Genomic DNA, 25,280 nt, shown 5'->3' on the forward strand with positions numbered 1-25,280 from the left:
CGCTGCTTCAAAAATGAATGACGGTACGAATGCTCTTGCCTTCATGCATCAGGTCAAACGCTTTGTTGATGTCTTCCAGGCCCATGGTGTGGGTGATGAAGGTGTCCAGCGGGATCTCGCCGGTCTGGGCCATGTCCACGTAGCTTGGCAATTCGCTGCGTCCGCGTACGCCGCCGAATGCCGACCCGCGCCAGACGCGACCGGTTACCAGCTGGAAAGGACGGGTGGAAATTTCCTGGCCGGCGCCGGCCACGCCGATGATCACCGACTCACCCCAGCCTTTGTGGCAGCACTCCAGGGCCGCACGCATCAGTTGAACATTGCCGATGCATTCGAAGGAAAAGTCCACGCCGCCATCGGTCAAATCGACAATCACGTCCTGGATCGGGCGGTCGTAGTCTTTCGGGTTGATGCAATCGGTAGCGCCCAGCTGCCTGGCGATTTCGAATTTGGCCGGGTTGATGTCGATGGCAATGATGCGACCCGCCTTGGCTTTCACCGCGCCAATCACCGCCGACAGGCCGATACCGCCCAGACCGAAGATGGCCACGGTGTCGCCCGGTTTGACCTTGGCGGTGTTGAGCACCGCACCGATACCGGTGGTGACGCCGCAACCGAGCAGGCAGACTTTTTCCAGCGGCGCTTCTTTAGAAATCTTGGCCACCGAAATTTCCGGCAGCACGGTGTACTCGGAAAACGTCGAGGTGCCCATGTAGTGGAAAATCGGCTCGCCTTTGTAGGAGAAACGCGTGGTGCCGTCAGGCATCAAGCCTTTGCCCTGGGTGGCACGGATGGCCTGGCAGAGGTTGGTCTTGCCTGACAGACAGAATTTGCACTTGCCGCATTCCGGGGTGTACAGCGGGATCACATGGTCGCCAACGGCAACCGAGGTCACCCCTTCACCAATGGCCTCGACCACCGCGCCACCTTCATGACCCAGAATCGACGGGAAGATGCCTTCCGGGTCCGCGCCCGACAGCGTGTAGGCGTCGGTGTGACACACGCCGGAGGCGACCACGCGCAACAGCACTTCACCCGCCTTGGGCATGGCGACATCGACTTCCACGATCTCGAGGGGTTTATTGGCTTCGAAGGCTACGGCGGCGCGGGACTTGATCATCCGGGTTTCTCCATGGAGTTGAACATTGATGGAATGAGTGTAAACCATGGCTTATTGATTAATAATCCAGGCAAAAGCAAAACATTATTGCTATATGGGGACAATCAACGTGTTGGAAAACCGCTGGGAAGGCATCGATGAGTTCGTCGCCGTCGCCGAATGCAGCCAATTCACGGCAGCGGCCGAGCGCCTGGGGGTGTCGTCGTCCCATATCAGCCGCCAGGTGGCGCGCCTGGAAGAACGCCTGCAAACGCGCCTGCTGTATCGCAGTACGCGCAAGGTGACGCTGACCGAAGCGGGCCAGACCTTCCTGCACCACTGCCAACGTTTGCAGGACGGTCGCGAAGAAGCCCTGCGCGCAGTGGGCGACCTGACCAGCGAACCCAAGGGCATGTTGCGCATGACCTGCGCGGTGGCCTATGGCGAACGTTTTATCGTGCCCCTCGTCACAAGGTTCATGGCGCTCTATCCGCAGTTGCGGGTCGATATCGAGCTGAGCAACCGCCCGCTGGACCTGGTGCACGAAGGGCTTGACCTGGCGATTCGCCTCGGGCGCCTGCAGGACTCGCGCATGGTCGCCAGTCGCCTGGCCCCTCGGCGCATGTACCTGTGCGCGTCACCTTCCTACCTCGAACGGTATGGTCGGCCACATAGCCTGTCGGAACTGAGTCGGCACAACTGCCTGATCGGCAGTTCGGATATCTGGCAACTGGCCCAGGACGGACGCGAATTTTCCCAGCGGGTGCAGGGCAACTGGCGCTGCAACAGTGGGCAGGCGGTGCTGGATGCAGCGCTGCAAGGTGTGGGGTTATGCCAGTTGCCGGACTATTACGTGCTGGAGCATTTGCAACACGGGACGCTGGTGTCGTTGCTCGAGGCCCACCAACCGCCAAATACCGCGGTGTGGGCGCTGTACCCGCAGCAACGGCATTTGTCGCCGAAAGTCAGGAAGCTGGTGGATTTTCTCAAGGAAGGCTTGGGTGACCATCCGGTTTATCGAGCATAAACAACTACCGCCCGTGTATTGCCTGGTTAGCGGTCAATAGCCGCTTTGACTGCACAAACCCAGGCAAACCCATGACGTCCAACGCCCAACAGCTCCAGCATATCAATCACTTTGTCCGCAAGGTCCTTGCGGACTTTCCAGTGCCCAGCGCCATTGCCGCCCAATTGCTGTGTGAGCATCTGCAACCGTTCAGCCAGGAAACACTGGATCCGGACACCACATTCCTGACCACGCTTGAGTACAACACCGACCACCCCAACACGGCGTACAACGCACAGATCGTCCAATCCATGAGCCTGACCGAGGCCATGATCTGCAATGCACCCCATGCCCCAGGCGGCATGATCAACACCACGGGTTTTTCCACCACCGCGCCTTACTTCACGATCGTGACCGAACTGCCGCGCCTGATGGATAACCGCATACCGCAAATGTTCAACGAAGAGTTCATTACGTCCAGCTGGATCCCGCCCAGGCGCTATGAAGCGCTCTACCGGCAAAGCGACCCTCAGGTCTACGATCCGACTACCCAATTGGCGATTGCGCCTGCCGTTCTCAGGAGGGTCATCGACTCAAGCCACTTCGAACAGACCTACGACAAGGCCGTCACACTGTTCTGGGACGAGCATCGGGACAACTACACCACCCTGATGCGCATCGCATTCACCAAGGCCTACCTCCATCAGTACGCAGAATTCACGCTCACCCTGGCAGAACGGCAGCTCGCCGCCCGAGCGGCAGGTATCGGCGTCGACAAGGACGCCGGCAACCTGACCCTGGAAGACTTCCAGGCGCCCTATTCACCGGATGCAAAGCTGTCGGTGCGGGTGCTGCGCATTCATCAATCCGAAGCCACTGACATCCTCACGATTACCGACAACCAGAGCCAGATCACGCTGGCGTACATCCCGGGAAACTCTTCGCCCATCCATGGTTTCAATACCCCGAAGGGCATGCGCAGTGCGCTGGTGAAACTGGCCGGGGATCCGACCCGGCGCAAAGCCCTGACCAACCACTTTGAACCCGACTCGATAGACTCCGGCCTGCTCTACAGGGGTGTCGAGGAAGCATTGATCGGCATGGCGATGTACCCGAAATCCTCCGGCCCTCCCGGTTTTTTCAACAGTTTGTTGCACAACGGTTATTGGGACCCGGAGCAATACATCAATAACCCCATGTATCCGGCGCTCAGAAGTGACCCATTTGCGTTTATCGCACGCCAGATCCGCACTCGCATTGCCAGGCTGGCGGCAAAAACCATTGTTTCGCCCCTGGACACGTTCAAGGCCGATACCCTCGACGCACTGGAAAAGGCCTGCCTGCTGGCGATCCCCGTGGCGTTGACCATGGGCACGGCGTTGCTGGCGGAGTTTTGCTTCGTGACATCGGGCTTGACTGCAATGGCCATCGGCGCCGATGACGTGATCAAAGACAACCCCCACGCCGTTGAGCGCATTGTGTTCGGCGCCTTGAATGCGCTCCCGGTGGTTATCCGCGGCATCGGCAAAGGCGTGAGCAACCTTGAGATGTTGCGACCTGAGCTTGGCCACGCCACGCGGGCAGAGGAAGGTCAGATCAGTGTCCAGGTCATCACTGGAGCCCCCGCCTCGGCCGAAACCGAGACTCGCCCCCTGGTCGCTACGAGCGCCCCCAGTGGCTTGCAGACCGTCAGGGTTCAGGGCGAGACCTTCCTGACCTACAAAAAACCGAATAACGGGGGCCTTTTCGAGTTATTCGTGAACAACCCAGAAGCCCCGGAAAAGATCCAATCCACCGGTCTCTACGCGATTCAAAGCGCCGACCGGCAATGGCGACGTGCCGGGCTCGCCGGAGGCGGGGCATTTCGCAATGCCTGGCAACGGGTTTACACACTGTTCGGCGGCACCGAGAACGCAAGCTTCTTCAGCCTCTACGAGATGCCTGCGCACGTTCGCGAGACGCTCGTGGAAATGCTCACTGACACCAGCTTGTTTTCGGAAGACTTCGAACCCGTCGGCACGGCTGCACAATCGATCAACAGCACCCGGAAACTGTTTTTCGAGAAAAGAAGCCAATTAAACCGCGATTCGGCGATCTTCTTTAACCGCCTGCCCTATTCACCCCTGCAGCCGGTACTCCCGCGCTTGAGCTTGAACGAGCCGCAGCAAAGTATTATCGAGAAATTGCTGCGCGCCAGTGATGGCCTCGTGATCGGCGAAAGCCACAGCGCCGAATCGAGCAAAGCCTTTCTGATCGACAACATGCAGCTACTCGCCAGCCAGGGCGTCAAACGCCTCTACTTCGAACATCTGCTGACGGATGTGCATATTCCGATGCTGAGGGCGTTTTACCGGTCCAAGAACGCACCGATGGCCGAGGAGCTGACAAATTTTCTGAACGGGATCTACCCATTGCCCCAAAACCGTTATTACTCATTCAGACATGTCGTGAGCAAAGCCCGAGACGCCGGGATCAAGGTTCAGCCGATCGACTGCATCGTGAGCTACATACTTCGCGATATCCGCGACAGCACGGGCACCCTGCGCCAGCGGATGATGAACTATTACGCCACCGAGGTGATCCAGTGGATCCAGACCTTCAAGCACAGACCAGGTAAATGGGTCGCACTGGTGGGCGATACCCATACCAATACCTTCAAGGGTATCCCTGGACTGGCAGAACTCACCGGCAGCATCGGCCTGCGGATAGAAGACAGAGTGGGCGCCCTACCTTTAGGCATCGAAGTCGACCCAGGGCGCACTGCCAGCCTGGGCCTCCACAAAGGGGAAGGCACGGTCAAAGCCAATCTGGTGTTGCGCGTTGATCCTGCCGTCTTGCAGTCTTCAGTGGAACCACAGCCCGGCCCTTCACACAGTCGAGTGGTGAAGTCGGCCGAGATACTGCTGACGCAACCGGGCCAATTCATGCTCTGGGAGGCCAGCCAGATTGACTATCGTTCCCGACGTGGGGAACTGCGCAATATCAGGATCAATAACCAGGCGGGACGGTACTTCCTCGAGGCGTCCGGCTGGCCTATCGATCAGAAGCCATTCGACAGCATTGAGGCATTGGTCAGCGAGCTGAGAACCCAGCCCGGGATGCGGCAAGTCTACCGCTAAAGGTCAGGACCCTTGATAACCCCGGCGCTGACGCAGCCATTCGAGATCTTCAGGGCGGGTGACCTTGATATTGTCCGCACGCCCTTCGATCAGGCGCGGCGCCTGGCCGGACCACTCCATGGCCGAGGCTTCATCGGTGATCACCGCATCGGCTACCAAGCTGTCGGCCAAGGCGCGGTGCAAGGCGCCGAGGCGAAACATCTGCGGCGTGTAGGCTTGCCAGATCATGCTGCGGTCGACGGTTTCCACCACGCGACCACGCTTGTCGACGCGCTTGAGGGTGTCACGAGCCGGCACCGCCAGCAGGCCACCCACAGGGTCATCCGCCAGCTCTGCCAGGAGTTTGTCGAGGTCATCACGGCCCAGGTTGGGACGCGCAGCATCGTGCACCAGCACCCAGTCATCATCACTGGCGCCCAGGGCATTAAGATGCAGCAGTGCATTGAGCACCGAGCCCGAGCGCTCCGAGCCACCGTCCGCACGTTGAATACGCGGGTCAGTGGCACACGCCAGGGCGGGCCAATAAGGATCATCAACAGCAAGACTGACCACCAGGCCCTTGAGCGAAGGGTGGTCGAGAAAACAGCCAAGGCTGTGTTCGAGAATAGTGCGTCCGCCCAGTTGCAGGTATTGCTTGGGACGGTCCGCGGCCATACGGGCACCGACGCCCGCGGCAGGAATCACGGCCCAGAAGGCCGGTAAATCAGCGTTCATTGGGCCAACTGGTAGAGGGTCTCGCCCTCCTTGACCATGCCCAACTCATGGCGAGCCCGCTCTTCGACGGTCTCCGTACCTTTTTTCAGCTCCAGCACTTCAGCATCGAGGACGCGGTTGCGCTCCAGCAGACGTTCGTTTTCGGCGTGCTGGTCGGCAATTTGCTGGGTCAGCTCTTCCACCTGCGCAAAGCTGCCATTACCGACCCATAGGCGGTACTGCAGGCCAGCCAGCAACAAGAGCAAGACGAGGAACAACCAATTGGGACTGCGCATCGAAATCCGGGTATCCAGTGAAAAAAGACCGTCATGCAAACCTTTTGCAGCAACTGATAGCACGAAGCCTGGAAAAACCAGGCTTGTGCTTGTCAGTCAGCAGATTAGCGCCGAAATGCCCACTGTCGTGAGATTTCCGACGCAATCCGCCGACTTTTTACCATTTACCGCTTAGCCGCGAAACTCGCCGCGACCGTTGTACTTGGCTTTACCCGCCAATTGCTCTTCGATGCGCAGCAATTGGTTGTACTTGGACACACGGTCCGAACGGCACAGGGAACCGGTCTTGATCTGGCCAGCCGAGGTCCCCACGGCCAGGTCGGCAATGGTGGAATCTTCGGTTTCGCCGGAGCGGTGGGAGATCACGGCAGTGTAGCCGGCAGCCTTGGCCATCTGGATGGCTTCCAGGGTTTCGGTCAGGGTGCCGATCTGGTTGAACTTGATCAGGATCGAGTTGGCGATCTTCTTGTCGATGCCCTCTTTCAGGATCTTGGTATTGGTCACGAACAGGTCGTCGCCCACCAACTGGATTTTCTCGCCGATCTTGTCGGTGAGGATTTTCCAGCCATCCCAGTCGGACTCGTCCAGGCCGTCTTCGATCGAGATGATCGGGTAGCGCTCGGTCAGGCCCTTGAGGTAGTCGGCAAAACCTTCGGAGTTGAACACCTGGCCTTCGCCGGACAGGTTGTATTTACCGTCTTCATAGAATTCGCTGGCGGCGCAGTCCAGGGCCAGGGTCACGTCGGTGCCCAGCTTGTAGCCGGCGTTGGCCACGGCTTCGGAGATCACTTTCAGTGCATCTTCGTTGGACGCCAGGTTCGGTGCAAAACCACCTTCGTCACCCACCGCAGTGCTCAGGCCACGGGCCTTCAGCACAGCCTTGAGGTGATGGAAAATCTCGGTGCCCATGCGCAGGCCTTCGGAGAAGGTCTTGGCGCCCACCGGCTGCACCATGAATTCCTGGATATCGACGTTGTTATCAGCGTGCTCGCCACCGTTGATGATGTTCATCATCGGCACCGGCATCGAGTAAACACCCGGAGTGCCGTTCAGGTTGGCGATGTGCGCGTACAACGGCAGGTCCTGGTCCTGGGCAGCCGCCTTGGCTGCGGCCAGGGAGACGGCGAGGATCGCATTGGCGCCGAGGCTGCCTTTGTTTTCGGTGCCGTCGAGCTTGATCATCGCGTGGTCCAGGGCTTTCTGGTCCAGCGGGTCCTTGCCCAGCAACAGGTCTCGGATCGGGCCGTTGATGTTGGCTACTGCCTTGAGTACACCCTTGCCCAGGTAACGGCTCTTGTCGCCATCACGCAGTTCCAGCGCTTCACGGGAACCTGTGGAAGCACCGGACGGCGCGCAGGCGCTGCCGATGATGCCGTTATCGAGAAGCACGTCGGCTTCGACGGTGGGGTTGCCACGGGAGTCGAGAACTTCACGACCTTTGATGTCGACGATTTTTGCCATTGTTGTAAACACTCCAAAGTTGACGAAAACGACGCAGCTGAAGGAAATCTTTTGACCGACCGCAAGGGTGGAACAACAGGGCAGGCTTGCAGACGACAAGGCCCAGGCCTGGGGCCTGAGCATAAAGCGTGGGAAATTCTACCGGAGAAACGCCGCTTACGCGGTCTCTACCGTCGGAAAACTCTTGACCAGCTCGTCCAACTGCTTGAGCTGGGCCAGGAACGGCTCCAGCTTGTCCAGGCGCAGGGCACAAGGGCCGTCGCACTTGGCGTTGTCCGGGTCCGGGTGGGCTTCCAGGAACAGGCCGGCCAGGGACTGGCTCATGCCCGCCTTGGCCAGGTCGGTGACCTGGGCACGACGCCCACCGGCGGAGTCCGAGCGACCACCGGGCATCTGCAGCGCGTGGGTCACGTCGAAGAACACCGGGTATTCGAACTGTTTCATGATGCCGAAACCGAGCATGTCCACCACGAGGTTGTTGTAGCCAAAGCTCGAACCACGCTCGCAGAGGATCAACTGGTCGTTACCCGCTTCCACGCATTTGCTCAGGATATGCTTCATTTCCTGAGGTGCGAGGAACTGGGCTTTCTTGATGTTGATCACAGCGCCGGTCCTGGCCATCGCGACCACCAGGTCGGTCTGGCGCGACAGGAAGGCCGGCAGCTGGATGATGTCGCACACCTCGGCGACCACGGCAGCCTGCTCAGGCTCGTGGACGTCGGTGATGATCGGCACGCCGAAGGCTTGCTTGATGTCCTGGAAGATCCGCATGCCTTCTTCAAGACCCGGGCCGCGATAGGAGGTCACGGACGAACGGTTGGCCTTGTCGAAGCTGGCCTTGAACACATAAGGGATACCCAGTTTCTGGGTAACCCGCACGTACTCTTCACAGACCTGCATCGCCATGTCGCGGCTTTCCAGCACGTTCATGCCGCCGAACAGCACCATGGGCTTGTCGTTGGCAATTTCGATGTCGCCTACGCGAATGATCTTCTGGGCCATCAGGGTTATGCCTTCTTCTGATGTTGCGTCAGTGCAGCTTTGACGAAACCGCTGAACAACGGATGACCGTCACGCGGCGTCGAGGTGAACTCAGGGTGGAACTGGCAGGCCACGAACCACGGGTGATCCGGCGCCTCGACCACTTCAACCAACGCGCCATCGCCGGAGCGACCGGAGATTTTCAGGCCGGCCTCTTTGATTTGCGGCAGCAGGTTGTTGTTCACTTCGTAGCGATGACGGTGACGCTCGACGATCACGTCCTTGCCGTAGCAATCGTGAACCAGCGAACCCGGCTCCAGCAGGCAATCCTGCGCGCCAAGGCGCATGGTGCCGCCCAGGTCGGAGCTTTCGGTACGGGTTTCGACGGCGCCGGTGGCGTCTTCCCACTCGGTGATCAGGCCCACGACCGGATGGCCGCTGGTGTGATCGAACTCGGTGGAGTTGGCGTCTTTCCAGCCCATCACGTTACGGGCGAACTCGATAACGGCCACTTGCATGCCCAGGCAGATCCCGAGGTAAGGCACCTTGTTCTCGCGAGCGTATTGCACGGCAGTGATCTTGCCTTCCACGCCACGCAGGCCGAAACCGCCGGGAACCAGGATCGCGTCCACGCCCTCAAGCAGCGCGGTGCCCTGGTTCTCGATGTCTTCGGAATCGATGTAGCGCAGGTTGACCTTGGTACGGTTGCTGATGCCGGCGTGACTCATCGCTTCGATCAGCGACTTGTACGCATCCAGCAGTTCCATGTACTTGCCGACCATGGCGATGGTGACTTCGTGCTCAGGGTTGAGCTTGGCATCGACCACCGCTTCCCACTCGGACAGGTCCGCGCCGTTGCATTGCAGGCCGAAACGCTCGACCACAAAATCGTCCAGGCCTTGCGAATGCAGGATGCCCGGGATCTTGTAGATGGTGTCGGCGTCCTCCAGGGCAATCACCGCACGTTCTTCAACGTTGGTGAATTGCGCGATCTTGCGACGCGAGGAAATATCGATCGGGTGATCGGAGCGGCATACCAGCACGTCCGGCTGCAGGCCGATGGAACGCAGCTCCTTGACCGAGTGCTGGGTAGGCTTGGTTTTGGTTTCGCCGGCGGTCGCGATGTAGGGCACCAATGTCAGGTGCATCAGCATTGCGCGCTTGGCGCCGACTTCGAAACGCAACTGGCGGATGGCTTCGAGGAACGGTTGGGATTCGATGTCACCCACGGTGCCACCGATCTCGACCATCGCCACGTCGGCATCGCCCGCGCCCTTGATGATGCGGCGCTTGATTTCGTCGGTGATGTGCGGGATCACCTGGATGGTTGCACCCAGGTAGTCACCACGGCGTTCCTTGCGCAGCACGTGCTCGTAGACGCGGCCGGTGGTGAAGTTGTTGTTCTGGGTCATGGTCGTGCGGATGAACCGCTCGTAGTGGCCCAGGTCCAGGTCGGTCTCGGCGCCGTCATGCGTGACGAACACTTCACCGTGCTGGAACGGGCTCATGGTGCCCGGGTCGACGTTGATGTACGGGTCCAGCTTGAGCATGGTGACTTTAAGCCCCCGCGCCTCCAGGATGGCCGCCAATGAAGCGGAGGCAATGCCTTTCCCCAATGAAGAAACAACACCGCCCGTGACGAATATGTAGCGCGTCATGAAAAACCCTAGAAGTCTGCGTTAAAGCGGTCCGAGCCGCCGGGGAAAGCGAAGAGAGGCCGAAGCCCCCGATCACCTGCATTAATCACAGTGCACCTTTCAAAAAAACCGCCGCGTTGTGACAGACCAGCAATGAAACACTGGTACGTTGATCGCTACACATTTTTTGGAATCGCCCAGCAAAGACTGCTTGGTAATCGGCAACTGCTGCGATTCAGGCGAATCCACAGAAGTTGTATCAAGAAGGGAGCGTAGTCTACCGGAAAGGCGCTATCAGCTCAAACCTTGATCGCAGGTCTGCGGCAACCAATGTAATTGCCCGTGATCTGCCGAGCCGGCCCATGGCCCCGCAATGGTTGGGACAGCCAGCAATTGCTCACCCCGGTAGACCAGCGGCAATCTGCCACGGACAAAGCCGGGCACGCCACTTTCGTTGAGCAGGCGCTTGAGGTCACGACGACCTCGCCCCGGCACGTCGATGACTTCGCCGCCCTGCCGATAACGGATCACCAAAGAACCTGAAGGTGCCTCGCCGACAAATCGAAGCTGACCATTGCCGGGTAACTCCAGTGGATTTCGCGGATCGGGCCAGCTTACCGATGCGTCGGAGAATTCCGACCAAATAGAAGGCAACCACCAGATGCGCTCGCCGCAACGGTGTAACTCGCCGTCGGCCAGGCGCCATACGGGCTGTGCATCGCCCCTGGCATCGCGCAGGGAACACCAGCCGGCCCAGTGGTCGCTGTCGGGCAGGCGGGTCAGTGGGTTCAGCCAGTGACGCAGGGCGTTGCGCTGGCGGGCGTCGGAAAGCTCGCGCAAGGGCGCCAGGGCCAAGGATGGCAAAAGCAACCAGGGAAACGCTGAAGACCGATCGGCGGCGTTCAGGTCCATGTGCGCCAGTTCATCGAGCAGCCCCTGGGCTTCGTCGAGGTGTTCGGCAGTGCGGGCCAGACTTGAGACTGCCTGGGGCCAGCGCTGCGTGAGCAACGGAAAGACATGATGGCGCAGGTAATTACGGGAGAACCGTGGATCAGCGTTCGAAGGGTCTTCGATCCACTTCAAGTGATGTTGGTGGGCGTAGGCTTGCAGCTCGCCACGGGTCACCTCCAGCAGCGGCCGCACCAGATGCCCCGCCGCCAACGTACGATGCGCAGGCATTGCGGCAAGCCCGCGCACACCCGCACCGCGCAGCAGGCGGAACAACAGGGTTTCGGCCTGATCGTCGCGATGCTGGCCGGTGAGCAGCACCTCCCCTGCCCCGATCACCCCGGCGAAGGCCAGATAACGTGCGTCACGAGCCGCGCGTTCAAGGCTGGCGCCGGGTTGTACCTGCACGCGCAGGATGCGCAAGCGCACGCCCAGGCTGTCGCAGACCGACTGGCAATGAGCGGGCCACGCCTCGGCGGCCGCTTGCAGGCCATGATGAACATGCACGGCGCAGAGGGGCGGTAATGTTTCGGACTTTGCCAGGGTGACCAGAAGATGCAGCAGCACGGTGGAATCGAGCCCACCAGAGAACGCGATGTGCCAGGCCGGGGCATTGCGCCAGGGGGCCAGGGTTTCCAGAAGTCGGGCCGGCAGGATTGATTTCATCACAGGTTACCGCCGCAAATCTGAAATACGTCCGTCAAGCATACACAAAGCAAATGTGGGAAGGGGCTTGCCCCCGATAGCAGTGGGCCAGTCAACAGATGCAGTGACTGACACTCAGCAATCGGGAGCAAGCCCCCTCCCACATTAAGTGACGGCGTCGGCTTAGAGGCCGTAGCTCATCAGGCGCTCATAACGACGGGCCAGCAGCGCTTCGTTATCGAACTTCTTGAGCATTGCCAGTTGCGCGCCCAGCTCGGCGCGGATGGTTGCCGCAGCGGCAGCCGGGTCACGGTGTGCGCCGCCCAGTGGCTCGGCGATCACTTTGTCCACGATCCCCAGGCCTTTGAGGCGATCAGCGGTGATGCCCATGGCTTCGGCAGCGTCCGGCGCCTTTTCGGCGGTTTTCCACAGGATCGAGGCGCAACCTTCCGGCGAAATCACCGCGTAGGTCGAATATTGCAGCATGTTCAACTGGTCGCAGACGCCAATGGCCAGTGCACCGCCGGAACCACCTTCACCGATCACAGTCGCGATGATCGGGGTTTTCAGGCGCGCCATGACGCGCAGGTTCCAGGCAATCGCCTCGCTCTGGTTGCGCTCTTCGGCATCGATCCCAGGGTAGGCACCCGGCGTGTCGATGAACGTCAGGATCGGCATCTTGAAGCGCTCGGCCATTTCCATCAGGCGGCACGCCTTGCGGTAGCCTTCCGGACGCGGCATGCCGAAGTTGCGACGCACTTTTTCGCGCACTTCACGGCCTTTCTGATGACCGATCACCATCACCGGCTGGTCGTCCAGGCGAGCGATACCGCCCACGATGGCCGCGTCGTCCGAGAAGTGGCGGTCGCCATGCAGCTCGTCGAATTCGGTGAAGATATGCTGAATGTAATCCAGGGTGTACGGACGGCGCGGGTGGCGGGCCAGGCGCGCGATCTGCCAGCTGGTCAGCTTGCCGAAGATGTCTTCGGTGAGCGTGCTGCTCTTGTCTTGCAGGCGGGCGATCTCATCGCCGATATTCAGCGAATTATCGTTGCCGACCAGGCGCAGCTCTTCGATCTTGGCTTGCAGGTCAGCGATCGGCTGTTCGAAATCAAGAAAATTCGGGTTCATAAGCGTCCGTCTTGGGTCGACGGCCAAGGGGTGCCTGGCCAGCCGGTTGTCTATTCGCGCCCTACCTTAAGGGAGAGGCGCGGTTAGGTCGAGATTAAATGTTCAGCCGAGGTCAGGGGTGCTGACCGTCAACGGTATTGGAGGAAGACGTTGTCTCGCCCGAACTGGTCACGCAAAGCTTGAATCAAGCCGTCAGCCGGATCAATTCGCCAGGTCTCGCCAAACTGCAGCATGGCCTTGGCGTCGTTGCCGGTGTACTCCATGGTCACCGGGCACGCGCCACGGTGACGCTTGAGCAGGTCACCCAACCAGCGTAGCTGATCGCCCTTGAGTGCCTCGGTCTTGACCTTCAGGCGCAGACTTTCGGCCAGGTTTGTGCGTGCATCTTCCATGCTCATCACGCGCTTGATGCGCAGGCGCAGGCCACCGGAGAAATCGTCGTTGCTGACCTCCCCTTCCACCACCACCATGGCGTCGGTCTGCAGCAGCGACTGGGCGGAGTGGAACGCGTCGGCAAACAGCGAGGCTTCGATCCGGCCCGAGCGGTCATCGAGGGTGATGAAGCCCATCTTGTCGCCCTTCTTATTTTTCATCACGCGCAGGGCGATGATCATGCCGGCGACGGTCTGGGTATCGCGCGCCGGTTTCAGGTCGATGATGCGCTGGCGGGCGAAACGGCGGATTTCGCCTTCGTACTCGTCAATCGGGTGACCGGTGAGGTACAGGCCCAAGGTGTCTTTCTCGCCCTTGAGACGTTCCTTGAGGGTCAGATCCTTGGCCTTGCGGTGGTTGGCATACACATCCGCGTCTTCTTCGACGAACAACCCGCCAAACAGGTCGGCGTGGCCGCTGTCATGGGTACGGGCGGTCTGTTCGGCAGCCTTGATCGCTTCTTCCATGGCGGTGAGCAACACCGCGCGATTGCGGTCGATATTGGCCTGGTAAGCCTTCGGTTCGTCATGGAAGTACGGGCCAAGACGGTCCAGCGCGCCGCTGCGGATCAGGCCGTCGAGGGTACGCTTGTTGATGCGTTTGAGGTCGACCCGCGCGCAGAAGTCGAACAGGTCCTTGAAGGGCCCGTCCTGGCGCGCTTCGGTGATGGCTTCCACCGGGCCTTCACCGACTCCCTTGATCGCGCCGAGGCCATAAATGATGCGGCCTTCGTCGTTCACCGTGAACTTGAACTCCGAGGCGTTCACGTCCGGCGCGTCGAGGCGCAGCTTCATGGTGCGCACTTCCTCGATCAAGGTCACGACCTTGTCGGTGTTGTGCATATCCGCCGAGAGTACCGCCGCCATGAACGGCGCCGGATAGTGGGCTTTCAGCCAGGCGGTCTGGTACGACACCAGGCCATAGGCGGCGGAGTGGGATTTGTTGAAGCCGTAACCGGCGAACTTCTCCACCAGGTCGAAGATGTTACCCGCCAGGTCAGCGTCAATATTGTTGGTGGCGCAGCCCTCAATGAAACCGCCGCGCTGCTTGGCCATTTCCTCGGGTTTCTTTTTACCCATGGCGCGACGCAACATGTCCGCGCCGCCGAGGGTGTAGCCCGCCATGACCTGGGCAATCTGCATCACCTGTTCCTGATACAGGATGATGCCGTAGGTCGGCGCCAGTACCGGCTTGAGACCCTCGTACTGATAGTCCGAATGCGGGTACGCCAGTTCGGCGCGGCCGTGCTTACGGTTGATGAAGTCATCCACCATGCCGGACTGCAACGGCCCCGGACGGAACAGGGCCACCAGTGCGATCAAGTCTTCCAGGCAGTCGGGCTTGAGCTTTTTGATCAGCTCCTTCATGCCCCGTGATTCAAGCTGGAACACTGCCGTGGTTTCGGCTTTCTGCAGCAGGCTGTAGGTCGGTTTGTCATCCAGCGGGATGAACGCGATATCCAGCGGCTCCTCGCCCACCTTGGCGCGGTCGCGGTTGATGGTCTTGAGCGCCCAGTCGATGATCGTCAGGGTACGCAGGCCGAGGAAGTCGAACTTCACCAGGCCGGCCGCCTCCACGTCATCCTTGTCGAACTGGGTAACCAGGCCGTCACCTTCTTCGTCGCAGTAGATCGGCGAGAAGTCAGTCAGCTTGGTCGGTGCGATCACCACGCCGCCGGCGTGCTTACCGACGTTACGCACCACGCCTTCGAGCTTGCGCGCCATGTCCCAGATTTCGGCGGCTTCTTCATCGACCTTGATGAAGTCGCGCAGGATTTCTTCCTGCTCGTAGGCTTTTTCCAGGGTCATGCCGACTTCGAACGGGATCATCTTCGACAGGCGGTCGGCCAGGCCGTAGGACTTGCCCTGCACCCGGGCCACGTCGCGGATTACCGCCTTGGCGGCCATGGAACCGAAGGTGATGATCTGGCTCACCGCATTGCGGCCGTACTTCTCGGCCACGTATTCGATCACCCGATCGCGACCATCCATGCAGAAGTCGACGTCGAAGTCGGGCATGGATACCCGTTCCGGGTTCAGGAAGCGTTCGAACAGCAGGTCATATTCCAGCGGGTCAAGGTCGGTGATCTTCTGCACGTAGGCCACCAAGGAGCCCGCACCTGACCCCCGGCCCGGACCTACCGGTACGCCGTTGTTCTTGGCCCACTGGATAAAGTCCATCACGATCAGGAAGTAACCGGGGAAGCCCATCTGGATAATGATATCCAGCTCGAAATTCAGCCGGTCGACGTAGACCTGGCGCTTGGCCTCGTAGTCTTCAGTAGTGTCTTTGGGCAACAGGACGCGCAGGCGATCCTCAAGGCCGTCGAACGACACTTTGCGGAAGTACTCATCAATGGTCATGCCATCGGGAATCGGGAAGTTGGGCAAAAAGTGCTTGCCCAGCTTCACTTCGATGTTGCAGCGCTTGGCGATTTCGACCGAGTTTTCCAGGGCCTCGGGCAAGTCGCTGAACAGTTCGGCCATTTCCTCGGCGCTTTTGAGGTACTGCTCTTCGCTGTAGTTCTTCGAGCGGCGCGGGTCATCCAGGGCGCGGCCTTCGCCGATGCACACGCGCGTTTCGTGGGCTTCGAAATCTTCCTTCTTGATAAAGCGCACATCGTTGGTCGCCACCAGCGGCGCGCCCAGCTTGTCGGCCAGGGCCACGGCGGCGTGCAGATGCTCTTCATCGTTGGGACGATTGGTGCGTTGCACTTCGAGGTAGAAGCGGTCGGGGAAAACCTGCATCCATTCGCGGGCCAGCACTTCGGCTTCCTGCGGATTGCCACCCAGCAGCGCGATACCGATCTCGCCCTCCTTGGCGGCCGAGAGCATGATCACGCCTTCGCTGGCTTCGGCCACCCACTCGCGCTCGATGATGATCGAGCCATTGCGCTGACCCTCGATAAAGCCACGGGAAATCAGCTCGGTCAGGTTGCGATAACCCACGCCGTTCATCGCCAGCAGGCTGATGCGGCTCAGGGGGTTATCCGGGTCCTTGTTGGACAACCACAGGTCGGCGCCGCAGATCGGCTTGATACCTGCGCCCATGGCGTTTTTGTAGAACTTGACCAGGGAGCACATGTTGTTCTGGTCGGTAACCGCCACCGCCGGCATGTTCATGCCCACCAGGGTCTTGACCAGCGGCTTGATCCGTACCAGGCCGTCGACCAGGGAGTATTCAGTGTGCAGGCGTAGATGAACGAATGAAGCCGGCATAGTGATCCTGTGCAATAACTTGGAAACGACAAGGCCCGGGATTGTACCGGGCCTGGAGCAAAACATCAGCCTCGCGACTACACCTCGCTGAGGCTCTCGCGCAGCTCATAAGCCTGGCGCACCGGGGCGAACGAGCGGCGATGGATCGGCGTAGGACCGAGTCGCGCCAGGGCTTCCAGATGAACGGGCGTCGGGTAGCCTTTATGGCCGCCCATGCCGTAGCCCGGGTAAACCAGATCGAAAGCCGCCATTTCGCGGTCGCGGCTGACCTTGGCCAGAATCGACGCCGCTGCAATCGCCGGCACCTTGCTGTCGCCCTGGACCACGGCCTCGGCGCGCATCGTCAGTTTGGGGCAACGGTTACCGTCAATCATCGCCAGCCTGGGCGTGATATGCAGCCCTTCAACCGCACGCTGCATGGCAAGCATGGTGGCGTGCAGGATGTTCAACTCGTCGATTTCTTCGACTTCCGCCCGGGCGATATGCCAACTCAAGGCCTTTTCACAGATTTCGTCATAAAGCTTTTCACGACGGGCTTCAGTGAGTTTTTTCGAGTCATTAAGGCCCAGGATCGGACGGCTCGGATCGAGGATCACCGCCGCCGTTACGACCGCACCGCACAACGGGCCGCGTCCGACTTCGTCGACACCCGCCACCAGTTCGTGGGCTTGTGCCACCAGGCTGAAATCCAGGCCCATCTGCATGCTCATAAGGCTTCCTGTTTATGGCCGATCAGCTCCAGCACGGCATCCGCCGCCTGGTTCGAGGCATCACGGCGCAAGGTGCGGTGAATAGCGTCGAAACCACGGGTCTGCTCTTCGCCGCCATCAATCAAGGGTAGTAGAGTTTGCGCCAGCGCTTCGGGCGTAGCATCGTCCTGCAACAACTCCGGCACCAGCAGCCGTTGGGCCAGCAGATTGGGCAATGAAATATACGGGCTCTTGACCATCCGCTTGAGAATCCAGAAAGTCAGCGGCGCCAGGCGATAGGCCACGACCATCGGACGCTTGTACAGCAGGGCTTCCAGGGTCGCGGTACCCGACGCGATCAATACGGCGTCGCAAGCGGCCAGGGCCAGATGGGACTGACCGTCGAGCAGGGTCAGCGGCAGGTTGCGCCCTTGCAGCAGTGTTTCAATTTGCGCGCGACGCTGCGGGCTGGCACACGGCAGCACAAAACGAACGCCTGGCTTGAGTGCCTGCAGACGTTCGGCGGCATCAAAAAACAGGCTGCCCAGTCGTCCGACCTCGCCCCCCCGGCTACCCGGCATCAGTGCGACCAGCGGGCCGGCGACCAGCCCCAGTTCGGTACGCGCCGCGTCACGGTCAGCCTGCAAAGGAATGGCATCGGCCAGGGTATGGCCGACGAACCGCACCGGCACGCCCTTCTCTTCGTAGAATCTGGCCTCGAACGGCAGCAGGGTCAGCATCAAGTCGCAGCCTTCGCGAATCTTGAGCACACGCTTTTGCCGCCACGCCCATACGGACGGGCTGACATAGTGCACGGTCTTGATCCCGGCCTGGCGCAGCTTGAGTTCAATGTTGAGGGTGAAGTCCGGGGCATCGATACCGATAAAGACGTCGGGCTTTTCGTCGATCAGCGTCTGGATCAGCAGCTTGCGCCGCGCGAGCAATTCACGCAGGCGCCCCAGCACTTCGACCAACCCCATGACCGACAGGCGCTCCATCGGAAAGTAGGAGGTAAGGCCTTCGGCCTGCATCAAGGGACCACCGACGCCGATAAACTCGATGGCCGGGTGCCGGGCTTTCAGCGCCCGCATCAGGCCGGCGCCGAGAATATCGCCGGAAGCTTCCCCGGCGACCAATGCGATACGCAACTTGGCCATGATCAGCGGGTAATGCCGCGAGTCGACGCCTGGATCGAGTCACGAAACACCGCGACTTCCGGGAACGACGCTGCCGGCTCGGTCAGTTCGATCAAGGCCTGCTCAACCGTCAGCCCTTGACGGTAAACCGTCTTGTAGGCGCGGCGCAGGGCCTGGATTGCGTCGTCGCTGAAACCGCGACGGCGCATGCCTTCGAAATTCATGCTGCGCGCTTCGGCAGGGTTGCCGAACACCGTGACGAATGCAGGGACATCCTTGCCGATGGCGGTGCCCATGCCGGAAAAGCTGTGGGCGCCGATATGGCAGTATTGATGAACCAGGGTGAAACCGGACAGGATTGCCCAGTCATCCACATGCACATGCCCGGCCAACGCAGTGTTATTGACCAGGATGCAATGGTTGCCAATCACGCTGTCGTGGCCGATATGCGCATAGGCCATCACCAGGTTGTGATCACCCAGCGTGGTCTCGGCACGGTCCTGCACGGTGCCACGGTGAATGGTCACGCCTTCGCGGATGATGTTGTGGTCACCGATGACCAGCCGTGTTTCTTCACCCTTGTACTTCATGTCCGGGGTGTCTTCGCCTACCGAGGAAAACTGGTAGATACGATTGTGTTTGCCAATGCGGGTCGGACCCTTGAGGATCACGTGTGGCCCGATGACAGTCCCCTCGCCGATTTCCACACCTGCGCCGACGATCGACCAGGGGCCGACCTCAACGTCGGCGGCCAGTACGGCCGACGGATCGATGATTGCGCGAGGGTCAATCAAACTCATAGTTTGCGTTCCGCACAGATGATCTCGGCAGAGCACACCGGCTTGCCATCCACCGAAGCCTGGCATTCGAACTTCCAGATCTGGCGCTTGCAGCTGATGAACTTGGCTTCCAGGATCAACTGGTCGCCCGGAGTGACCGGATTGCGGAAACGCAACTTGTCGGAACCCACGAAATAGTAAAGCGTGCCGTCGGCAGGCTTGAGGTCAAGCATTTTGAAACCAAGGATACCGGCAGCCTGGGCCATTGCTTCGATGATCAACACGCCCGGCATGATGGGATGCGCAGGAAAGTGACCATTGAAAAACGGTTCGTTGATGCTGACATTCTTGTAGGCACGAATGCGCTTTTCCTCAACATTGAGGTCCACTACACGATCCACCAGCAGGAACGGATAACGGTGAGGCAGGTATTCGCGAATCTCGTTGATGTCCATCATTTCGGGGGGAAGCCTGTAATAAAGATTGGGGGCGGGCGGACTAAAAGCACGCCCCGCTAGCAAATCAAGGAGGCAGTCTATCGGCTGTGCACACTTGATATGGAAATGGTATCAGCCTTCTGATGAAGCATCACCGCCAGGGGTCACGTCCCCAACACGCTTTTCCAGCTGTTTGAGACGTCGAGCCATGTCGTCGAGCTGTCTCAGACGCGCCGCACTCTTGCGCCATTCAGCTGCTGGCTGCATGGCGGTACCGGATGAATAAGACCCTGGCTCGGTAATCGAGTGAGTGACCATGGTCATGCCGGTGATATAGACGTTGTCGCAAATATCGATATGCCCCACCAGCCCTACGCCACCGGCGAGCATGCAATGCTTGCCGATCCTGGTGCTGCCGGAAATCCCCACGCAGGCCGCCATGGCGGTGTGGTCGCCAATCTGCACGTTGTGGGCAATCTGGATCTGGTTGTCGAGCTTCACGCCATTGCCAATCACGGTGTCGGCCAAGGCCCCGCGATCAACAGCAGTGTTCACACCGATTTCCACGTCGTCGCCGATCAATACACCGCCGACTTGAGCAACCTTGTGCCAAATACCTTTGGAGTTGGCAAAACCAAAACCTTCCCCACCGATCACAGCGCCCGACTGAATGACCACCCCCTTACCGATACGCACATCGTGGTAGAGGGTCACACGGGGAGCCAGCCAGCCATCGACACCGATTTCACAACGCGCACCGATAAAGCAATGCGCACCGATCGTTACACCTGCGGCAATGCGCGCCCCGCTCTCGATCACTGCAAATGCGCCAATGCTGGCCGCAGGATCAACCTGGGCATCATCGGCGATGACCGCAGACGCATGAATGCCGGCACTGGCTTTAGGTTTCGGGTCGAACAGGTGCGATACCTTGGCATACGCCAGGTAAGTATCGGCCACCACCAGCGCGTCCCCCGTAAACCCTTCAGCATCGGCTGCCGTCAGCAACACGGCGGCTGCCTGGCTATCGACCAGGTATTTACGGTATTTGGGGTTTGCAAGGAAGCTCAACTGAGCTGGGCCAGCCTCCTGCAAGGTGGCTAGCCCAGTGATTTCCTTCTCCTTGGAGCCACGCAAGGTGGCCCCCAGGAACTCGGCCAACTCGCCGAGCTTGATAGTCGCAGTCATGGTTTACTTCAGCTGGTTCATGCGCTCGATCACCTGGCGGGTGATGTCGTATTGAGGCTTGACGTCAATCACGGCGCCACGTTCGAACACCAGGTCAAAGGCACCCTTCTTGATGACTTCTTCCACGGCGCTGTCGAGCTTGGGCTTGAGCTGCTTGAGCATTTCGCGGTCGGCAACCGCCTTGGCTTCGTTCAGCTCCTTGGACTGGAACTGGTAGTCACGGGCCTTTTGCTTGAACTCAAGCTCCAGACGTTCGCGCTCGCCTTGCTGCATCTTGTCGCCACCGGCAACCAGACGGTCCTGGATGCCCTTGGCGCTGCTTTCCAGAGTCTTGAGCTTGGTCAGTTGCGGACCGAATTTCTTCTCGGCATCCACGGCGTAACGCTTGGCCGCATCAGATTCCAGAAGGGCCATCTGATAGTTCAGCACGGCAATTTTCATTTCGGCGAAGGCCGGGGTGGTTACCAGCACAGTGGCCAGCAGGACCAATTGAGTCAACTTACGCACGATGTACTCCTACAGAATCCGTTGTCGTTATCTTAGGTCAGACGCTTAGAACGTCTGGCCAAGGGAGAATTGGAAAATCTGGGTTTCAGCGTTATCCGGTTTCTTGATCGGCATGGCCAGAGCAAAGCTCAATGGGCCCAGCGCAGTCACCCAGGTCACACCCACACCCACGGAGCTCGCCAGATTGCTGAGACTCACGTCGTTACACTGGGTGTTGGACCGCGAACCGTTCGGGTTGGTGATCTGTTCACATTTGGAGTCGAACACGTTACCCACATCCCAGAAGACCGAAGTACGCAGGGAACGCTGATCTTTCACGAATGGCAGCGGGAACAGAATTTCCGCACCGCCCTGGATCAGAACGTTACCGCCGAATGGCAGCGGCTTGTTGTCGGAGTCCACTCGCGTGCCCTGGTTACCCGTAAAGGCCTCGCCACGGCTCGGCGTACCACGAGGACCCAGGGTGCTGTCCTTGAAGCCACGTACCGAGTTGAAGCCACCCGCGTAGTAGTTTTCATAGAACGGCAAGCCATCGGTCGAACCATAACCGTCGCCATAACCCAGTTCGGTGTGCAGGCGCATGGTGTAGTTGTCGCTCAACGGCTGGAACAACTGGCCGCGATAATCGAGCTTGAAGAACGACAGGTCGCTGCCCGGCGTGGTGACTTCCGCGGTCAGGCTCTGGGAATGGCCACGGGTTGCCAGTACACCTTTGTTCAGGGTCGACTCGGACCAGCCGGCAGACGCCTTGAAGTTCAGGAACTTGTCGCCTTCACGGCGGGTGAAGTCGAAGATCTCGTCCACGGTGTACACACCGGTCTTGATCTCATCCTGCTGCGCGGTCAGGCCGAAGGTGAGACGCGAGGTCTCGCTGATCGGGTAACCCACGTTCACACCGGCGCCGAGGCTGTCGATCGCGTAGCTTGCAACGTCAACGTCGAGGTCTTTGTAGTCGGTGGTGCGATAGAAGGCGTTGTAGCCCAGGCTCACACCGTCTGCAGTCCAGTAGGGGTCGGTATAGCCGAAGTTGTATCGGCTCTGGTATTCGCTTCGGGTCAGGCCGATGGAGACACGGTTACCGGTACCGAGGAAGTTGTTCTGGGTGATGGAACCGCCCAGGATCAAACCGGCGCTCTGTGCGAAACCGACGCTGGCGGTGATCGAGCCCGAGGCTTGTTCTTCAACGGCGTAGTTCACGTCGACCTGGTCATCCACACCCGGTACGGCCGGGGTTTCAACGTTGACTTCCTTGAAGAAGCCCAGGCGTTCGAGTCGGGTCTTGGATTGGTCGATCAGGTAAGTCGACGCCCAGCCACCTTCCATCTGGCGCATTTCACGACGCAGCACTTCGTCCGAGGACTTGGTATTGCCACGGAAGTTGATGCGGTTGACATAGGCACGCTTGCCCGGATCGACGACGAACGTGATGTCCACGGTGTGGTCTTCATCGTTCGGGGTCGGCACGCCGTTGACGTTGGCGAAGGTGTAGCCTTCGTTACCCAGGCGACGGGTGATCAGCTCGGACGTGGTGGTCATCAGCTTGCGCGAGAACACCTGATCCTTCTGGACCAGCAACAGGGACTTGACCTGGTCTTCAGGTACTTTCAGGTCACCGCTGAGCTTGACGTCACGAACCTTGTACTTCTCGCCTTCGTTGACGTTGACAGTGATGTAGACGTGCTTCTTGTCCGGGGTGATGGACACCTGGGTCGAAGCGATGTCCATATTGATGTAGCCACGGTCCAGGTAGTAGGAGCGCAGGCGTTCCAGGTCGCCGGACAATTTCTCACGGGCGTACTTGTCATCATTCTTGAAGAACGACAACCAGTTGGTGGTCTTGAGTTCGAACAGGCCGATCAGGTCTTCATCAGCGAACTTGGTGTTGCCCACCACGTTGATGTGCTGGATGGCCGCCACGGTACCTTCGTTGATGTTGACCTTCAGGCCTACCCGGTTACGCGGCTGCGGAATCACTTCCGTGTCCACGCTCGCCGAGTAGCGGCCCTGGGCAACGTACTGGCGTTGCAGTTCGTTACGCACACCTTCAAGGGTGGCGCGCTGGAAGATCTCGCCCTCGGCCAGCCCCGACTGCTTCAACCCTTTCATCAGGTCTTCAGTGGAGATGGCCTTGTTGCCCTCGATCGTGATACTCGCAACCGAAGGCCGCTCGACGACGGTGATGACCAGGACATTGCCTTCGCGACCCAGTTGGATATCTTGAAAGAACCCGGTTTTGAACAGCGCACGAGTGGATTCCACCAGGCGACGATCATCAGCCTGTTCCCCGACGTTCAACGGCAAGGCACCAAAGACGCTACCCGCGGAAACCCGCTGGAGGCCGTTGACGCGAATATCGGAGATGGTGAAGGACTCGGCGTGAACTTCGGCGATCATCAATACGGTGAGAACCGCAGTTAGCAGCAGACGTTTCATGAAGTCCTTTCTTATTCCAACTGGCAATAAACAAACTGCCGCAAAATGCGGCAGATTCGCAATTCAGCGAAGCGTTACAGTCGTCCCAGATCGTTGACCAGAGCTAACAACATCACTCCGACCACCAAACTGATACCGATCTGTATCCCCCAACCCTGCACCCGATCCGACAAGGGGCGACCACGCACCCACTCGACCAGATAAAACAGCAGATGCCCCCCATCCAATACGGGAATGGGCAGCAAATTCAGAACTCCAAGGCTGATACTCAGATAAGCCAGGAAATTCAAGAAATCCGCGACACCCGACTGGGCAGAAGCGCCCGCCACTTTAGCAATGGTTATCGGTCCACTCAAGTTTTTTACCGAGAGCTCGCCGAACAACATTTTCTTGAGGGATTCGAGGGTCAGCACGCTCATGGTCCAAGTGCGCCTGGCACCCTCGCCAATCGCGGCCAACGGCCCGAAGCTGACCTCTCTCACCATCGATGGCGGCCAATCGACACCTTTGACCCCGGCACCCAGGTAACCCCCGGCGGCCTTGGCCTCCCCACGAACCGACAAGGTCACAGGGACGTCGATTTGAGCACCTTCACGCTCAACTTTCAGCACAATTTTGGTATCAGGACGTACACGCACCAGGTCGACCACTTGCTGCCAGTCACCCAGTGCCTGGCCATCAAGGGCCAACAGCCGATCGCCGGTTTTAAGGCCTGCGGCCTGGGCCGGACCTTTCGGGTCCAGCTCGGCCAATACCGGCGGCAGCGCCGGACGCCAGGGACGAATGCCCAGGGATTTGATCGGATCCGGCTCGTCAGCACTTTGAAGCCAACGGTCCAACGCCAGCTCACGTGGGCTTTCGGCACTGGAGTCCTGCTCGCGCACCACCACATTGACGGTACCGCTCTCACCCAGTCGACGCACCAATTGCAGATTGACCGCGCCCCAACCGGTGGTGGGTTCGCCATCAATGGAAACAATTTCCTGCCCTGCCACCAGCCCGGCCTTGGCCGCAATACTGCCTGACTCGACCGCGCCGATGACCGGGCGCACCTGCTGGCTGCCCATCATGGCGAGCACCCAGAAGAACACCATCGCCAACAGGAAGTTGGCAATCGGCCCGGCGGCCACGATGGCGATACGCTGACGAACGGTCTTGCGGTTGAAGGATTGGTCCAACTGATCCGCAGGCACTTCGCCTTCTCGCTCGTCGAGCATCTTCACGTAGCCACCCAGCGGGATGGCGGCGATCACGAACTCGGTGCCACGACGATCATGCCAGCGAACCAGCGGCATGCCGAAACCGACGGAAAAGCGCAGTACCTTGACGCCGCAACGCCGCGCCACCCAGAAGTGGCCGAATTCGTGGAAGGTAACCAGCACACCCAGAGCAACCAGGGTGCCGACAATCATGTAGAGCGCACTCATCTAATTTCTCCGCATTTC

The 25,280-nt window shown here is 59.7% G+C and carries 19 protein-coding genes; 2 read left to right on the plus strand and 17 right to left on the minus strand.

Translation table 11 applies throughout. From position 1 onward, the window contains the following. Positions 1-7: 7 nt before the first annotated feature. Positions 8-1,120: an S-(hydroxymethyl)glutathione dehydrogenase/class III alcohol dehydrogenase gene (locus tag BFQ00_RS05525; protein WP_065886105.1), complete on the minus strand. Its 1,113-nt coding sequence runs from the start codon at positions 1,118-1,120 to the stop codon at positions 8-10. A gap of 94 nt (positions 1,121-1,214) precedes the next feature. Between BFQ00_RS05525 and BFQ00_RS05530 the strand changes: the two genes are divergently transcribed. Together BFQ00_RS05530 and BFQ00_RS05535 are read left to right on the plus strand one after the other, a co-directional pair. Beyond that, on the plus strand, positions 1,215-2,126 hold the full coding sequence (locus tag BFQ00_RS05530) for a LysR substrate-binding domain-containing protein (protein WP_165386127.1): 912 nt from the start codon (positions 1,215-1,217) through the stop codon (positions 2,124-2,126). A 71-nt stretch (positions 2,127-2,197) separates the two neighbouring features. Next, the gene (locus BFQ00_RS05535) at positions 2,198-5,224 is read left to right on the plus strand and encodes a membrane-targeted effector domain-containing toxin (protein ID WP_065932850.1); all 3,027 of its coding nucleotides are present in this window, start codon (positions 2,198-2,200) and stop codon (positions 5,222-5,224) included. 3 nt (positions 5,225-5,227) lie between these two features. On the opposite strand, the gene ispD is transcribed toward BFQ00_RS05535, so the two are convergent. The 16 genes from ispD to rseP form a co-directional block, all read right to left on the minus strand. After that, positions 5,228-5,938: a 2-C-methyl-D-erythritol 4-phosphate cytidylyltransferase gene (ispD, locus tag BFQ00_RS05540; protein WP_065932851.1), complete on the minus strand. Its 711-nt coding sequence runs from the start codon at positions 5,936-5,938 to the stop codon at positions 5,228-5,230. After that, positions 5,935-6,213, minus strand: a complete 279-nt coding sequence (ftsB, locus tag BFQ00_RS05545) for a cell division protein FtsB (RefSeq protein ID WP_057723188.1) — start codon at positions 6,211-6,213, stop codon at positions 5,935-5,937. The genes ispD and ftsB overlap by 4 nt, the downstream gene beginning before the upstream one ends. Positions 6,214-6,384: 171 nt before the next feature. Continuing rightward, positions 6,385-7,674 (minus strand): phosphopyruvate hydratase, encoded by a 1,290-nt coding sequence (eno, locus tag BFQ00_RS05550; protein WP_065880069.1) that lies wholly within the window; start codon positions 7,672-7,674, stop codon positions 6,385-6,387. A 156-nt stretch (positions 7,675-7,830) separates the two neighbouring features. Next, positions 7,831-8,676: a 3-deoxy-8-phosphooctulonate synthase gene (gene kdsA, locus BFQ00_RS05555; protein ID WP_065886101.1), complete on the minus strand. Its 846-nt coding sequence runs from the start codon at positions 8,674-8,676 to the stop codon at positions 7,831-7,833. Positions 8,677-8,681: 5 nt separating this feature from the next. Further along, complete coding sequence (locus BFQ00_RS05560; protein WP_065886100.1) at positions 8,682-10,313, minus strand: CTP synthase; 1,632 nt, start codon at positions 10,311-10,313, stop codon at positions 8,682-8,684. Positions 10,314-10,586: 273 nt separating this feature from the next. Further along, entirely contained in the window at positions 10,587-11,906 is a 1,320-nt protein-coding gene (tilS, locus tag BFQ00_RS05565; protein WP_065932852.1) for a tRNA lysidine(34) synthetase TilS, read from the minus strand. A 162-nt stretch (positions 11,907-12,068) separates the two neighbouring features. Continuing rightward, positions 12,069-13,016: an acetyl-CoA carboxylase carboxyltransferase subunit alpha gene (locus tag BFQ00_RS05570; RefSeq protein ID WP_065886098.1), complete on the minus strand. Its 948-nt coding sequence runs from the start codon at positions 13,014-13,016 to the stop codon at positions 12,069-12,071. A 128-nt stretch (positions 13,017-13,144) separates the two neighbouring features. Further along, a complete protein-coding gene (gene dnaE, locus BFQ00_RS05575; RefSeq protein ID WP_065886097.1) occupies positions 13,145-16,666 on the minus strand; it encodes a DNA polymerase III subunit alpha in 3,522 nt (1,173 codons plus the stop codon). A gap of 77 nt (positions 16,667-16,743) precedes the next feature. Beyond that, positions 16,744-17,370, minus strand: coding sequence for a ribonuclease HII (rnhB, locus tag BFQ00_RS05580; RefSeq protein ID WP_165386129.1), 627 nt, complete (start codon positions 17,368-17,370; stop codon positions 16,744-16,746). 2 nt (positions 17,371-17,372) lie between these two features. Next, the gene (gene lpxB, locus BFQ00_RS05585) at positions 17,373-18,512 is read right to left on the minus strand and encodes a lipid-A-disaccharide synthase (protein ID WP_065932854.1); all 1,140 of its coding nucleotides are present in this window, start codon (positions 18,510-18,512) and stop codon (positions 17,373-17,375) included. A 2-nt stretch (positions 18,513-18,514) separates the two neighbouring features. After that, positions 18,515-19,291: an acyl-ACP--UDP-N-acetylglucosamine O-acyltransferase gene (gene lpxA / locus BFQ00_RS05590; RefSeq protein ID WP_065886094.1), complete on the minus strand. Its 777-nt coding sequence runs from the start codon at positions 19,289-19,291 to the stop codon at positions 18,515-18,517. Continuing rightward, on the minus strand, positions 19,288-19,728 hold the full coding sequence (gene fabZ, locus BFQ00_RS05595; RefSeq protein ID WP_003172281.1) for a 3-hydroxyacyl-ACP dehydratase FabZ: 441 nt from the start codon (positions 19,726-19,728) through the stop codon (positions 19,288-19,290). Before fabZ ends, lpxA begins: the two co-directional genes overlap by 4 nt. Positions 19,729-19,839: 111 nt before the next feature. Continuing rightward, the gene (gene lpxD / locus BFQ00_RS05600; RefSeq protein ID WP_065932855.1) at positions 19,840-20,895 is read right to left on the minus strand and encodes a UDP-3-O-(3-hydroxymyristoyl)glucosamine N-acyltransferase; all 1,056 of its coding nucleotides are present in this window, start codon (positions 20,893-20,895) and stop codon (positions 19,840-19,842) included. Positions 20,896-20,898: 3 nt separating this feature from the next. Then, on the minus strand, positions 20,899-21,402 hold the full coding sequence (locus tag BFQ00_RS05605; RefSeq protein WP_003189173.1) for an OmpH family outer membrane protein: 504 nt from the start codon (positions 21,400-21,402) through the stop codon (positions 20,899-20,901). Between the two features lie 45 nt (positions 21,403-21,447). Next, positions 21,448-23,835: an outer membrane protein assembly factor BamA gene (bamA, locus tag BFQ00_RS05610; RefSeq protein ID WP_065886092.1), complete on the minus strand. Its 2,388-nt coding sequence runs from the start codon at positions 23,833-23,835 to the stop codon at positions 21,448-21,450. Between the two features lie 74 nt (positions 23,836-23,909). Further along, a complete protein-coding gene (gene rseP / locus BFQ00_RS05615; RefSeq protein WP_065886091.1) occupies positions 23,910-25,262 on the minus strand; it encodes a sigma E protease regulator RseP in 1,353 nt (450 codons plus the stop codon). Between the last annotated feature and the right edge of the window lie 18 nt (positions 25,263-25,280).

It is taken from the genome of Pseudomonas sp. 28 E 9 (assembly GCF_900004785.1).
In the GTDB taxonomy this organism is placed as follows: Bacteria; Pseudomonadota; Gammaproteobacteria; order Pseudomonadales; family Pseudomonadaceae; genus Aquipseudomonas; species Aquipseudomonas orientalis_A.